The organism is Vibrio sp. Vb1026, assembly GCF_033338745.1.
Taxonomy (GTDB): Bacteria; Pseudomonadota; Gammaproteobacteria; order Enterobacterales; family Vibrionaceae; genus Vibrio; species Vibrio alginolyticus.
Map to the genome: position 1 here is coordinate 173,304 of NZ_JAWOTH010000008.1, position 13,716 is coordinate 187,019.

A 13,716-nucleotide genomic window follows, 5' to 3' on the forward strand; every position below is an offset into this window, starting at 1 on the left:
ACATACTTCCGATATTCAACTCAATCAAAAAACTACAATTCAAGCTGGAAGTACCTCAAAAAAAAATGAAACTTTCAAATCTATCAGGCATAAAAAACCGCTGATTGTTCAGCGGTTTTTGTTTTCGGTTCTCAATCTGCCTTATGGCATTTCGTCGAACTCTGCACCCTCTTTTTCTACTTGAGGTGGCATCAAGTGCTCTTTCTGGATACCCAGTTTTAGAGCCAGTGCTGATGCTACGTAGATAGAAGAGTAAGTACCTACAGTGATACCGAGTAAAAGTGCGGTTGCAAAGCCGTGAATCATAGCACCACCCTGCATGAACAGTGCAATTACCACGAACAACGTCGTACCAGATGTAATCAATGTACGGCTCAACGTTTGAGTGATTGAGGCGTCCATAATGTCTGAAGGTTCACCCTTACGCATCTTACGGAAGTTTTCACGAATCCGGTCAAATACAACGATGGTATCGTTGAGTGAGTAGCCCACAACCGTCAGTAGCGCAGCTACGATAGTCAGGTCAACTTCAATTTGTAGAAACGAGAAGACACCTAGCGTGATAATTATATCGTGAGCCAATGCCATTACTGCACCAGCCGCTAGACGCCATTCAAATCGCATCGATACATAAAGCAGAATACAGATCAGCGATACCAAGATCGCTAGACCACCAGCTTCTGTTAGCTCATCACCAACGTTGGGACCTACGAACTCAATACGACGCATTTCTACGCTTTCGCCAGTACCATCTTTGATAGCACCAATGATTTGGTTACCTAGCGTTTCACCAGAAACGTCATCACGTGGACGAAGACGAACCATGACTTCACGAGCACTACCGAAGTTTTGTACTGTCGCATCGCCAAAGCCTTTTGAATCTAGTGCTGCACGAATCTCTTCAAGGTTTGCTGGCTGTTCAAAACCGACCTCGATAAGAGTACCGCCAGTGAAATCTAGACCCCAATTAAGCCACTTGGTTGACAAAGTGAAGATAGAAGCAGCAATCATTATAATTGAAAAAACGAATGCTACTTTCGACCAACGCATAAAGCCGATCGTCTTCTCTGCTTTTAGAATTTGAAACATATTAATTCCCAGCCTTAGATCGACAATTTATCAACGCGTTTGCCACCGTAGATCAGGTTCACGATACAACGTGTACCAATAATGGCGGTGAACATTGAAGTTAAGATACCGATAGATAGAGTAACTGCGAAACCTTTCACCGCACCTGTACCGACCGCAAATAGAATGATTGCAGTAATTAGTGTTGTGATGTTCGCATCAGCAATCGTGCTGAATGCATTCGCGTAACCTTGGTGAATCGCTTGTTGTGGACTACGTCCATCACGAATTTCTTCACGGATACGCTCGAAGATCAGTACGTTCGCATCAACTGCCATACCGACTGTTAACACGATACCGGCTATCCCCGGAAGCGTCATGGTAGCGCCTGGAATCATCGACATAACACCAATGATAAGCACTAAGTTTGCCATTAGAGCAATGTTTGCAATCAAACCAAAGCCGCGGTAGTAAAGCAGCGTAAATAGCATTACGGCAACCATACCCCAGATACATGCTTGGATACCCATATCGATGTTTTGCTGGCCCATTGATGGACCAATGGTACGTTCTTCAACGATAGAGATAGGTGCAATCAGTGCACCAGCACGTAGTAAAAGTGCTAGGTTGTGTGCTTCTGCAGCAGAGTCGATACCTGTGATACGGAAGTTACGACCAAGAGCCGATTGAATCGTTGCTTGGTTGATGACTTCTTCATGCTTATCCAGAATAACTTTGCCTTCAGGCGTACGACGGCCACTGTCTTTGTATTCTGCAAACACGGTAGCCATTAGCTTACCAATGTTCTTCTTAGAGAACGCAGACATCTTATTACCACCTTCGCTGTCTAGCGAGATGTTAACTTGTGGACGACCATATTCATCAACACTTGAGCTTGCATCTGTGATGCTTTGACCGCCAAGAATAACGCGCTTCTTAAGCACAACTGGGCGACCATCACGGTCCATCTTGATTTCACTACCTGCTGGCGCACGACCATTTGCCGCTGCCGATAGGTCAGCTTTATCATCAACTTCACGGAATTCAAGCGTTGCCGTAGCTCCGAGAATTTCTTTTGCACGAGCAGTGTCTTGAACACCAGGCAGTTCAACCACAATGCGACTAGCACCTTGACGTTGAACCAATGGTTCCGCAACACCTAGTTCGTTGACACGATTACGTAAAATCGTAATGTTTTGCTCAACAGCATAGTTACGGATCTCTTGTAAACGTTGCTCAGTAAAGGTGGCAGTAAGAGCGTAACGGCCATTTGAATCAGAATCGACAAAAATCATGTCCGGGTGATTCTTTTCTAGCGTTGCTTTCGCTTCTGCTAATTGCTCTTCGTTACGCAACAACACTTCTACCGCTTCTTTTCCAGAAGGGCGGATTGCACGGTAACGAATCTTGGCGTCACGAAGTTCGCTACGGAAAGCTTCTTCTTGTTGACCAACAAGCTTTTCCATCGCTGCATCCATATCCACTTCCATTAAGAAGTGAACACCACCGCGAAGGTCAAGACCTAGCTTCAATGGTGACGCGCCAATCGCTTCTAGCCAATCGGGTGTAGAAGGTGCAAGGTTAAGTGCAACAATTGTGTCTTTGCCTAGCGCTTCGCTGATGACATCACGAGCACTGATTTGTGTGTCAGTGTCGTTAAAACGAACAAGAATTGATCCATCTTCGAGAGCAATGGATTTATGAGAAAGTTGCTCTTTGTTAAGAGCAGTAGTGACAGCATCCAGCGTTGACATATCTACAGAGGCGCCACGCGCCCCTGTAACTTGAATAGCCGGATCTTCACCGTAGATATTTGGAAGTGCGTATAACGCAGCGGTGATGATGGCAAAAAGCACCATCAAGTACTTCCATAATGGATAACGGTTTAGCACAGCGAGGATCCTTTAGCTGTTTTATAGAGACTTAAGCGTACCTTTTGGTAGCACTGCAGTGATGAAGTCTTTCTTGATTACTACTTCATTGTTCGCGTTAAGCTCAATTGAAATGTAGTCATTGTCTTCAGCAATCTTAGTGATTTTACCCACTAGGCCACCGCTAGTTAAAACTTCGTCGCCTTTGCCCATAGAAGCCATTAGGTTTTTGTGTTCTTTTACGCGTTTCGCTTGTGGGCGGTAAATCATGAAGTAAAAGATCACTGCGAACATGCCAAGCATGATTAGCATTTCAAAACCACCGCCTGCTGGCGCGCCTTCTGCTGCTGCGTGAGCCTGAGAAATAAACATTAAAACATCCTCATTATATTTTATTGATAATCAAACAAATTGGGCTTTCGCATTTTAGATTCAAGTCTGAGAGTAACTAATAGAGATCGCTCTCTCAAAAATAACGTGCGTTAGCCTACTTTATTAGCAAAAGCCTCTGGCGACATGCCAAAGGCTTTAATTCTTTTAGTTTTTCAATTACTGCTCTTTTGCTAGTGGTGGCACTTCACGGCCACGACGCTCATAGAACTCAGTAACAAATTCATCGAAGCGATCTTCATCAATTGCTTTACGAATGCTTTCCATCAGACGCTGGTAGTAACGCAGGTTATGGATTGTATTCAAGCGAGCGCCTAAGATTTCATTACAACGCTCTAAATGGTGAAGGTACGACTTGCTGTAGTTTTGACAAGTGTAACAGTCACAATGCGGATCCAATGGTGTTGTATCCGTTTTATGTTTCGCATTACGGATCTTGATCACACCACCAGTCACAAATAAGTGACCATTACGTGCGTTACGCGTTGGCATTACACAGTCAAACATGTCGATACCACGACGAACACCTTCAACCAAGTCTTCTGGCTTACCTACGCCCATCAAGTAGCGAGGTTTGTCTTCAGGAAGTTGAGGACAAGTATGCTCAAGAATACGGTGCATGTCTTCTTTAGGCTCACCTACTGCCAAACCACCAACCGCGTAACCGTCAAAACCGATTTCCGTTAGACCTTTTACCGACACATCACGTAAATCTTCGTAAACACCACCTTGAACAATACCAAATAGGTTGTTCGGGTTTTCTAGCTTCTCGAAATGGTCACGTGAACGCTGTGCCCAGCGTAATGACATTTCCATCGATTTCTTCGCTTCATCGTGTGTCGCTGGGTAAGGCGTACACTCGTCAAAAATCATAACGATGTCAGAGCCCAGGTCTTTTTGAATTTCCATCGACTTTTCTGCGTCCATGAAAATCTTGTCACCGTTTACTGGGTTACGAAAGTGAACACCCTCTTCAGTGATCGTACGCATCTTACCAAGGCTGAATACTTGGAAGCCGCCTGAATCAGTAAGAATAGGACCGTGCCAGTTCATAAAATCGTGCAGGTCACCGTGCATTTTCATCACTTCTTGACCAGGACGTAGCCACAGGTGGAACGTATTACCTAGCAGAATTTCTGCACCAGTACCTTTTACTTCTTCTGGTGTCATACCTTTAACGGTACCGTAAGTACCTACTGGCATGAACGCAGGAGTTTGAACAGTGCCGCGTTCGAAAGTCAGTTGACCACGACGTGCATTGCCGTTTTTCTTCTTAAGATCGAATTTTAATTTCACGATGCCTCCGGGTGTCAGAGAAACAGTCTGACTGAGTGTTTAGGGCTCTACCCTACTTTAAGGAGCGGTCGCTTTTCCTTGCGAGAGACAAAGCAATGGATGCTTTATTTCCTAGCTTACTGCTAGCACTCGTAAATCTATTTTTAACTACGCCGTTTTCTTCTTGATGAACATTGAATCGCCATACGAGAAGAAACGGTATTTGTTTTCCACCGCATGTTTGTAAGCATTCATGGTGTTCTCGTATCCAGCAAATGCACTCACCAACATGATCAGTGTTGATTCAGGCAAGTGGAAGTTTGTGATCAAGCAATCCACCAACTGATATTCGTAACCAGGGAAAATAAAGATTTCTGTATCGCCAAAGAATGGGGCCAGCTCAGTCCCTTTTTGCAATGCGTCTTGCGCTGCACTTTCAAGTGAACGCACAGATGTGGTACCAACAGCAATAATTCGTCCGCCACGCGCTTTCGTCGCTTTAATTGCTTCGACGACTTCTTGTGGTACTTCTACGTACTCGGCATGCATGTGGTGATCGTTGATGTTTTCCACTTTTACTGGCTGGAATGTACCCGCCCCAACGTGCAAAGTAACGTAAGCAAACTCTGCACCTTTCGCTTTGATTTTCTCCAAGAGAACATCATCAAAGTGAAGGCCCGCCGTCGGTGCCGCAACCGCACCTGGCTTTTGATTATATACCGTTTGGTAACGCTCTTTATCTGCATCTTCGTCTGGACGGTCGATGTAAGGAGGAAGCGGCATATGGCCGATTTCTTCCAGAATTTCTAGTACCGTCTTATCAGAACTAAATTTCAGTTCAAATAAAGCATCATGGCGTGCAACCATTTCTGCTGAATATTCATCATTCTCGCCAACAATAATGGTTGTACCTGGTTTTGGTGATTTAGAGCAACGAACGTGCGCTAGGATGCTTTTCTCATCCAACATGCGCTCCACCAGCACTTCTAATTTACCGCCCGATTCCTTGCGGCCAAAAAGACGAGCAGGAATAACACGAGTATTATTAAACACCACTAAGTCACCGGGTTGCACTTGGCCCAATACATCAGTAAATGTGCCATCAATGAGCTCTCCGGTATTGCCGTCCATTTGCAGCAGTCGGCTAGCGGTACGCTCTGGTTGAGGGTAGCGAGCGATGAGTTCATCTGGAAGGTCGAAATGGAAATCTGATACTTGCATGTTACTTGTCTTATCTATTGGTCAAATCACGTCTAGGCGACGATAAAATTGCGACGAGTTTTTCGCAGCAGACTAGTATATGTTTACATGCTGCAATAGCAAGCAAATCACCAGAATATAGCAGTAAAAGCCATGGTGAAGAGTGTAATAAAACGTGAAAAGCCTCGATTACTTGGCACTATTTTTAATTTGAGCCCCAAAGAGAGAACATGAAAAAAGCAAAGCAGCGTATACCGCTGCTTATTAGTTTGGCATTCCAATCGCCCTATCAAAGCTCACGCTTTCGCCACAAGAATAACGGCACGAATAAACCCAATAACCAAAACCCTAGACTGCCACCTTCATCATCTGAGCCTTTGAAATCACAGTTATTGGTCGCAATGCCATCGTGACACTCTTTATTGTCACCACTTTCATTGTTAGCACTTTTGATAAAATTCGGCGCAATGATGTAACGACTTGGTGGCGCATCGGCAGTGATGTAAGACTGTACCCAGTCGTAATAGTGGCTCACCTTGGTGTAGAAACTTGGGATCGTCAAAGAGCCACACGTTGGTAGAATAAGGGGGCCGCCACTAACAATACCAATTTGTTTGCCGGTCGCCACATCGACCAACGGGCCACCACTGTCACCTTTACATGCAGAGTTGCCATATTGAGTATGGCTATCTGGCTCCAATACATGGTTTTGTGTTGGTAACGTACAAATTTTGGTTTGGTTGTCTCTTGAATCAATGATCCCCGGAAAACTGCTGCCAATTTCTAAACGCTCATAACATTTGTCGATGGGTAAAAATGTGCTAATGGTGGTTTTGAGCGTATTAGAAGGTTCAGAAGCATCCGGCTGAGTAGCCCCCCATCCAAACACTTGCACATTTTCGACACGTTGATTGGTCAGGTAATTATCGTTCCAATCCGCCACCAAACGTGCTTCGATGCTCTCCATGTCAACTTTACTTGCTAGGTCAGCAAAGCTCGCGTTTGCCACTGGGCGCGTGAGATACAGCAACGCGATGTCTGAATCTAAACCGGTTTGGATAGGTTTCACGTTGCCATTACTGTCGGTCTCAGCTTTTGAAATCCGGGTGTAATCCGGATGAACCACAACGTGAGACACCGGATAGAAGTTATCAAGCCCTGCAGAATTAAGTTCATACACATTCGCATTCACCGACAGCTCACCCGGCGGGGTCACATAGTAGGTTGCTTCATTGGTTCCTTGTCCCATCACCACACAGTGCGCCGCAGTCAGTACCCATTGCTCTGTCAGCATCGTTCCCCCACACAGCGGAAACTCTGCCATATTACTTGCTCGCAAAGTAACGCGGTCAACAGGATCGGTTTGTTCATCTCCTAACACAATCGCCTGTGTTGATGGCACACTGAATGCCGCCACTGCCAGCGCAATAAGTTTGTTACACGTTGTTCGTTTCATCTAGGTTGCTGTCTTCAATTTGGTAAGCCTGGACGTATCTTCTTCGAGAGAAGAATCTTGGAAAATCCAGCGAATAAAAATGTGCGATTCAATTCATTGGATTACCTTGGGGACACATTCAATATCAACTAAAAATGCCAACTGACTCGCACACAAACCGACTTATTCAAATTAATAAAAACACCAATAAAACACAGATTACGCAGCCCATCAGCATTGTGCTATTTAATTGATGAAAAACGAGTTAGCTCCCAGATATACAGAAAAATATTCTCTATATTTAAGAGAAGGACAATGCCGCTGGAGGTCTCTATGATCAAGGTTGAAGACATGATGACTCGTAATCCTCATACCTTACTTCGCACGCACACCTTGCGTGATGCAAAAAGCATGATGGATGGGCTTGATATTCGACACATTCCGGTTGTTGATGCCAATAACCACTTACAAGGCTTGGTGACTCAACGCGACATTCTTGCTGCTCAAGAATCGAGCTTGCACCCAGATGAGGCTGAACAATCTTTTACTTTAGACACACCGCTCTACGAAATGATGCACACCAATATCATGACGGCAGAGCCTATCGCGGGGCTCAAAGAGAGCGCTATCTATATGCAAAAGCATAAAGTTGGCTGTCTACCTGTTGTCACCAAAGGTCGATTGGTCGGCATTATTACTGATAGTGACTTCGTGACGATTGCGATTAACTTATTGGAACTGCAAGAAGAAGTGGAACCTGAAGAAATCGAGCAGGAAGAGTAGTACGCAAGCGTATTCTCTTTGTTGTAAGTTTCGTTTTTACACCGGTTAAACGAAAAAAAGAGCGGCAGGGTTGCCGCTCAAAATGCCATTACTGACGCTGATTAAGGAAGTGTTTCTCTGCCAATTAGAATTGGTCTTCTTCGGTCGAACCTGTCAATGCTGTCACTGAAGAGTTACCACCTTGGATAGTATTGGTCATTCTATCGAAGTAACCTGTACCTACTTCTTGTTGGTGCGCAACAAACGTATAGCCTTTTTCAGCTGCTTGGAATTCAGGACGCTGAACTTTCTCAACATAATGACGCATACCTTCACCTTGAGCGTAAGCGTGTGCCAGTTCAAACATGTTGAACCACATGTTGTGAATGCCTGCTAGCGTGATGAATTGGTACTTGTAGCCCATGTCTGCAAGCTCTTGTTGGAACTTAGCAATGGTTTCTGCATCTAGGTTTTTCTCCCAGTTGAATGAAGGCGAGCAGTTGTACGCCAACAATTGATCTGGGTATTCAGCGTGAATTGCTTCTGCAAACTTACGTGCTTCTTCCAAACATGGCGTAGCCGTTTCACACCAAATCAAGTCTGCATATGGTGCGTAAGCCAGACCGCGAGAAATCGCTTGGTCGATACCCGCGCGAACGCGGTAGAAACCTTCTTGAGTGCGCTCACCTTCAATAAAGTCTTTATCATATGGGTCGCAATCTGAAGTAATGAGATCCGCCGCATTCGCATCAGTACGAGCAATAACTAATGTTGTTGTTCCCGCTACGTCAGCAGCCAAACGAGCTGCAACGAGCTTTTGTACCGCTTCTTGCGTAGGAACTAATACCTTACCACCCATATGACCACACTTTTTCACCGATGCTAACTGGTCTTCAAAGTGAACGCCCGCGGCACCGGCTTCGATCATCGATTTCATTAGTTCGTAAGCGTTAAGCACACCACCAAAGCCCGCTTCCGCATCCGCTACGATAGGTAGGAAGTAATCAATACCACCTTCATCTTCAGGCGTCTTACCAGCAGCCCACTGAATTTGGTCTGCACGACGGAATGAGTTGTTGATACGCTTTACTACTGACGGTACAGAATCTACTGGGTAAAGAGATTGGTCTGGATACATCGTCGAAGCGGTGTTGTTATCCGCCGCTACCTGCCAGCCTGACAGATAGATCGCTTCAATACCTGCCTTAGCTTGTTGAACGGCTTGACCACCCGTTAGCGCACCAAGACAGTTTACGTAACCTTTTTTCGCACTACCGTTGACCAGTGACCAAAGTTTGTCTGCACCACGTTGTGCAATTGTGTTTGCAGGCACCATAGAGCCACGCAGTTCCACCACTTCTTCGGCAGTGTAAGTACGCTTCACATTTTTCCAGCGTGGGTTAGTTGCCCAGTCTTTTTCCAGAGCTTCAATTTGTTGGCGGCGAGTTAAGTTAGTCATTGGTCTATCCCTCTTTATAATTTGCACTTTATGCGTGTGCGTTGAGTTTCCGTTCTCAGGCAGTACTTCCCTATCTGCCTTGAAAATCCTTCACGTTATTGGTGTTACAGTTATTCTTTATTAATCTAGGTAGTCATAACCAGGAACTGTCAAAAAGTTGGTCAGTTCATCGCTCGTCGTGAGCCTTGCCATTAAGTCTGCTGCTTCTTCAAATCGACCCGCATGGTAGCGCTGCTCGCCAATTTCTTGCTTCACGACTTCAATCTCCTCTTTGAGATAGAGCTCGAACAGCTCTTTAGTGACCTTTAATCCGTTGTCTAGCGACTTGCCGTGTTGAATCCATTGCCAGATAGAGGCGCGTGAGATTTCTGCCGTTGCTGCGTCTTCCATCAGTCCGTAAATCGGCACACAACCATTGCCAGAAATCCAAGCTTCGATGTATTGCAGCGCAACGCGAATATTGTGGCGCATTCCGCCTTCAGTGCGCTCGCCTTCACAAGGCTCAAGCAGTTCAGCTGCTGTAATAGGCGCATCCTCTGCACGGCTCACATCCAACTGGTTGGTGCGTTCACCCAGCACAGCACTAAAGACTTCCATAGCAGTGTCAGCCAAACCTGGATGAGCCACCCAAGTACCGTCGTGGCCGTTGTTAGCTTCTAACGATTTGTCAGTCTGGATCTTGTCTAATACTTTTTGATTCTCTTTCGGGTCTTTAGCTGGGATAAATGCGGCCATTCCTCCCATCGCGAAAGCACCTCGTTTATGGCAAGTACGTACCAATAATCGCGAGTAAGCGTTTAAGAATGGCTTGTCCATCGTTACCACTTGGCGATCTGGCAGTACTCGGTCTGAGTGTTTTTTCAATGTTTTGATGTAGCTAAAGATGTAATCCCAGCGACCACAGTTCAAACCAACGATGTGTTCTTTAAGCGAGAACAGAATCTCGTCCATTTCAAATACCGCTGGTAAGGTTTCAATCAGCACAGTCGCTTTGATGGTGCCTGTATCCAAACCGAAGTAGTCTTCCGTGAAATGGAACACTTCGCTCCACCACTTCGCTTCGTGATGCGATTGCAGTTTTGGAAGGTAGAAATAAGGGCCACTGCCTTTTTGAAGTAACGCTTTGTAGTTGTTATAGAAATACAGAGCGAAATCGAATAGCGCACCTGGAATGATCTGACCGTGCCACGTAACGTGTTTTTCTTTTAAATGAAGGCCGCGAACACGGCAGATCAACACCGCTGGGTCATCTTCCAGCTGATAATGTTTGCCATTGCTAGGATTGGTGTAACTGATGGTGCCATTAACAGCATCGCGCAAGTTAATTTGACCATCTAGCACTTTACTCCATGCAGGAGACATTGAATCTTCGAAGTCTGCCATGAACACTTTTACATTCGCATTCAGTGCGTTAATCACCATCTTGCGGTCAGTTGGTCCGGTAATCTCCACACGGCGATCTTGCAGATCTTGTGGGATTCCTAGGATCTTCCAACTTCCTTCACGGATGTCTTGTGTCTCTGGTAGAAAATCTGGTAGCTCACCAGCATCAATACGTGCTTGCTTCTCTTCTCTTGCTTCCAGCAACTGTTCAACACGTCCGGCAAATTTTTCACACAGTAGAGATAAAAAGGTTTGGGCTTCAACAGGGAAAATTGCTTGATGTTCTGGAGCAACGACTCCATTCACCTCAAGCATGCCTTGGGTTTGCTTTAGTTGTTGTGTTTTTTGTTCTGTCTGAGCAAGCATAATCATTCATCCTTAACGTGCTTTATCAATCTTGGGCAGTCAGCGTAAAGCTACATTTGTAAGTTATGAACAACAAATTACATCCTTTAACTTTGTGTTCAACTCGTCTAGCCATGCCGATAGATTGCGTAATGCTACGTGTATTTTCAATCTAGACATAAGTCGTATCGGCCTTTAAATAAGCTATATCAACAAAGGGTTTAGTGAAACCCCCAATATAAACAAAACAGAAAATTCAAAGTTTTATTCCGCAAGGTAAAAACCATCTATCAAGCGCCTTGTTTTGTAAGTTATTACGTAATAAAATTACATTAAATTTAAAGTCGTTTTATCATTTCAAACAAGCGTATGAATATAGACTGGTAAACAAACACCTTGTATTCACAAGGGCTGAAGAGATGGATTTAAACAGGGGTCAAACAAGGTATGCAGGGCTTTGTGTAAAATTAACATTGTGAAATTCCACTATTTTATGAAAGCTTCATCAAAGAAGAGCTGTAAAATTTTACAAGTCAAAGTTTACCAACAGAATAAAATACTAGAAAGCGCACTGTTTCCAGTGCGCTTTTAGATAAATAATGGAGAAGTAAGGGCTAATACTAATAGCTAAAGCAGCTCTGAAACGACTTCTGCAAGTTGATTAAATGTTTTCGTTCTTGACGAGCTCGGACGCCAAACTAAGCCGATTTCGCGATAAGCTTGTTTACCTGGAGGATCGATCACGACTAAATTCTGGTTATGCAGCAAGCCATGGTCGATAGCCATTTGAGGAATGAACGTTGTTCCCAAACCATTCGCAACCATTTGCACCAGTGTATGGAGGCTGGTTGCCGTAAACGGATTGATTTTTTCTTTGTCTGTTAATTTACACGCTGATACCGCATGTTCCGTTAAGCAATGTTCTTTCTCTAGTAGAAAGACGGATTCGTCAGGTAAATCCGCGTAACGAATCGGCACAGGGACCGATTGGGCTTGATTAGCGCTTATAACCATTCGAAACGGATCCTTACCCACTACTCGGCTTTCCATCCCATCAATTTCGACTGGTAACGCTAAAATAAGCACATCCAGCTCACCATGTCTGAGCGCTTGAAGTAAGTTTGTCGTCGTGTCTTCTCTTAATAAAAGATTCAGTTGTGGAAAACGGTAGTTCACCTCTTGTACCAAATCACACAGTAAAAACGGAGCAATTGTTGGTATACATCCTACTTTTAGCTGGCCTTGCATATCGTCGCCTTGGCACATACGTCCAAGCTCGACCAAATCTTGCCCTTTTGCTAACAGCTCTCGCCCCTGCTTTACTACCATTTCTCCTGTTTGGGTAAAAACCAGTGGACTTTTTTTATCTTTCTTTTCATATAAGGGACAACCTATCAATTCCTCTAAGTTTTGAATACCCTTACTTAAAGTCGACTGACTGACAAAACAACGCTCTGCAGCGTCACTAAAATGTCTTGTTTCATGCAGTGTGACTAAATAGTGTAACTGCTTCAAACTGGGCCATTTATTCATAATTGTATTTGTATCTACCGCCGTTCCAGTGATCGAGTTAAGAGTTTTGTTATTATCGTTTTTTTCGATTAACTCAATCTATTTATTTCGCTTTTTTCAATACTACAATCTGTACTATAGTTTGTCTCGTACAAACACGAACCAAACCGACACAACTGAATTCGGTTTGGAGCTAACCATACTTTTTAGGAGCAAAAAAAATGGTACTAGTAGGTCGTCAAGCCCCTGATTTTACTGCAGCAGCTGTTCTAGGTAACGGTGAAATCGTTGAAAACTTCAACTTTGCAGAGTTCACTAAAGGTAAGAAAGCAGTAGTATTCTTCTACCCACTAGATTTCACTTTCGTTTGCCCATCTGAGCTAATCGCATTCGACAACCGTCTAGCTGACTTCCAAGCTAAAGGTGTTGAAGTAATCGGTGTTTCTATCGATTCTCAGTTCTCTCACAACGCATGGCGTAACACTGCTATCGAAGATGGCGGTATCGGTCAAGTTAAGTACCCACTAGTTGCTGACGTTAAGCACGAAATCTGTAAAGCTTACGACGTTGAGCACCCAGAAGCAGGCGTTGCTTTCCGTGGTTCTTTCCTAATCGACGAAGAAGGCGTTGTACGTCACCAAGTAGTTAACGACCTACCACTAGGCCGTAACATCGACGAAATGCTACGCATGGTTGACGCTCTTAACTTCCACCAGAAGCACGGCGAAGTATGTCCTGCACAATGGGAAGAAGGTAAAGCAGGTATGGACGCATCTCCAAAAGGTGTTGCAGCGTTCCTATCTGAGCACGCAGCTGACCTAGGCAAAAAATAATAGACCTTCACCCTAGCTCAACGGGTGTGATGGTTGGATGTATATAAAGCAATAAGCTAATGCGGAAAACCGCAAACGCCAATCAGTCTAAGTAAAGTCCTATCAAAGCCCAGAGCCTCTGCTCTGGGCTTTCTTTTTCCTTCAGATAAACCGCCAAAATGAGGTAACGCTTTAGCGTAAACT

11 protein-coding genes are annotated in these 13,716 nt (G+C 44.5%); 2 read left to right on the plus strand and 9 right to left on the minus strand.

The genetic code is table 11. The features are described 5' to 3' along the window. Positions 1–141 precede the first annotated feature (141 nt). From secF to R7E47_RS14195, 6 genes are all read right to left on the minus strand, one after another. The gene (secF, locus tag R7E47_RS14170; RefSeq protein WP_005383689.1) at positions 142–1,089 is read right to left on the minus strand and encodes a protein translocase subunit SecF; all 948 of its coding nucleotides are present in this window, start codon (positions 1,087–1,089) and stop codon (positions 142–144) included. A gap of 14 nt (positions 1,090–1,103) precedes the next feature. After that, the gene (gene secD / locus R7E47_RS14175; protein WP_005381724.1) at positions 1,104–2,960 is read right to left on the minus strand and encodes a protein translocase subunit SecD; all 1,857 of its coding nucleotides are present in this window, start codon (positions 2,958–2,960) and stop codon (positions 1,104–1,106) included. A 21-nt stretch (positions 2,961–2,981) separates the two neighbouring features. Next, the gene (gene yajC / locus R7E47_RS14180; protein ID WP_005381725.1) at positions 2,982–3,311 is read right to left on the minus strand and encodes a preprotein translocase subunit YajC; all 330 of its coding nucleotides are present in this window, start codon (positions 3,309–3,311) and stop codon (positions 2,982–2,984) included. Between the two features lie 177 nt (positions 3,312–3,488). Further along, positions 3,489–4,625: a tRNA guanosine(34) transglycosylase Tgt gene (tgt, locus tag R7E47_RS14185; RefSeq protein WP_005381727.1), complete on the minus strand. Its 1,137-nt coding sequence runs from the start codon at positions 4,623–4,625 to the stop codon at positions 3,489–3,491. Positions 4,626–4,772: 147 nt separating this feature from the next. Then, the gene (gene queA, locus R7E47_RS14190) at positions 4,773–5,825 is read right to left on the minus strand and encodes a tRNA preQ1(34) S-adenosylmethionine ribosyltransferase-isomerase QueA (RefSeq protein ID WP_005381728.1); all 1,053 of its coding nucleotides are present in this window, start codon (positions 5,823–5,825) and stop codon (positions 4,773–4,775) included. Positions 5,826–6,093: 268 nt separating this feature from the next. Beyond that, complete coding sequence (locus tag R7E47_RS14195; protein ID WP_318084449.1) at positions 6,094–7,260, minus strand: trypsin-like serine protease; 1,167 nt, start codon at positions 7,258–7,260, stop codon at positions 6,094–6,096. Positions 7,261–7,572: 312 nt separating this feature from the next. Between R7E47_RS14195 and R7E47_RS14200 the strand changes: the two genes are divergently transcribed. After that, the gene (locus tag R7E47_RS14200; RefSeq protein ID WP_318084451.1) at positions 7,573–8,022 is read left to right on the plus strand and encodes a CBS domain-containing protein; all 450 of its coding nucleotides are present in this window, start codon (positions 7,573–7,575) and stop codon (positions 8,020–8,022) included. 124 nt (positions 8,023–8,146) lie between these two features. On the opposite strand, the gene aceA is transcribed toward R7E47_RS14200, so the two are convergent. From aceA to R7E47_RS14215, 3 genes are all read right to left on the minus strand, one after another. Beyond that, on the minus strand, positions 8,147–9,460 hold the full coding sequence (gene aceA, locus R7E47_RS14205; protein ID WP_005381733.1) for an isocitrate lyase: 1,314 nt from the start codon (positions 9,458–9,460) through the stop codon (positions 8,147–8,149). A gap of 120 nt (positions 9,461–9,580) precedes the next feature. Then, on the minus strand, positions 9,581–11,209 hold the full coding sequence (aceB, locus tag R7E47_RS14210; protein WP_256913784.1) for a malate synthase A: 1,629 nt from the start codon (positions 11,207–11,209) through the stop codon (positions 9,581–9,583). A 606-nt stretch (positions 11,210–11,815) separates the two neighbouring features. Continuing rightward, complete coding sequence (locus R7E47_RS14215) at positions 11,816–12,721, minus strand: hydrogen peroxide-inducible genes activator (protein ID WP_005383681.1); 906 nt, start codon at positions 12,719–12,721, stop codon at positions 11,816–11,818. Positions 12,722–12,921: 200 nt separating this feature from the next. Here R7E47_RS14215 and R7E47_RS14220 point away from each other — a divergent pair, with 200 nt between their 5' ends. Continuing rightward, positions 12,922–13,533 (plus strand): peroxiredoxin C, encoded by a 612-nt coding sequence (locus tag R7E47_RS14220; RefSeq protein ID WP_005381738.1) that lies wholly within the window; start codon positions 12,922–12,924, stop codon positions 13,531–13,533. The last annotated feature ends 183 nt before the right edge of the window (positions 13,534–13,716 follow it).

Excerpts from the sequence above, each read along its gene's own strand:
- R7E47_RS14215 (WP_005383681.1), bottom strand. The coding sequence starts at position 12,721 with ATGAATAAATGGCCCAGTTTGAAGCAGTTACACTATTTAGTCACACTG.
- R7E47_RS14195 (WP_318084449.1), bottom strand. The coding sequence starts at position 7,260 with ATGAAACGAACAACGTGTAACAAACTTATTGCGCTGGCAGTGGCGGCA.
- yajC (WP_005381725.1), bottom strand. The coding sequence starts at position 3,311 with ATGTTTATTTCTCAGGCTCACGCAGCAGCAGAAGGCGCGCCAGCAGGC.
- aceA (WP_005381733.1), bottom strand. The coding sequence starts at position 9,460 with ATGACTAACTTAACTCGCCGCCAACAAATTGAAGCTCTGGAAAAAGAC.
- R7E47_RS14220 (WP_005381738.1), top strand. The coding sequence starts at position 12,922 with ATGGTACTAGTAGGTCGTCAAGCCCCTGATTTTACTGCAGCAGCTGTT.
- secF (WP_005383689.1), bottom strand. The coding sequence starts at position 1,089 with ATGTTTCAAATTCTAAAAGCAGAGAAGACGATCGGCTTTATGCGTTGG.
- R7E47_RS14200 (WP_318084451.1), top strand. The coding sequence starts at position 7,573 with ATGATCAAGGTTGAAGACATGATGACTCGTAATCCTCATACCTTACTT.
- aceB (WP_256913784.1), bottom strand. The coding sequence starts at position 11,209 with ATGCTTGCTCAGACAGAACAAAAAACACAACAACTAAAGCAAACCCAA.
- queA (WP_005381728.1), bottom strand. The coding sequence starts at position 5,825 with ATGCAAGTATCAGATTTCCATTTCGACCTTCCAGATGAACTCATCGCT.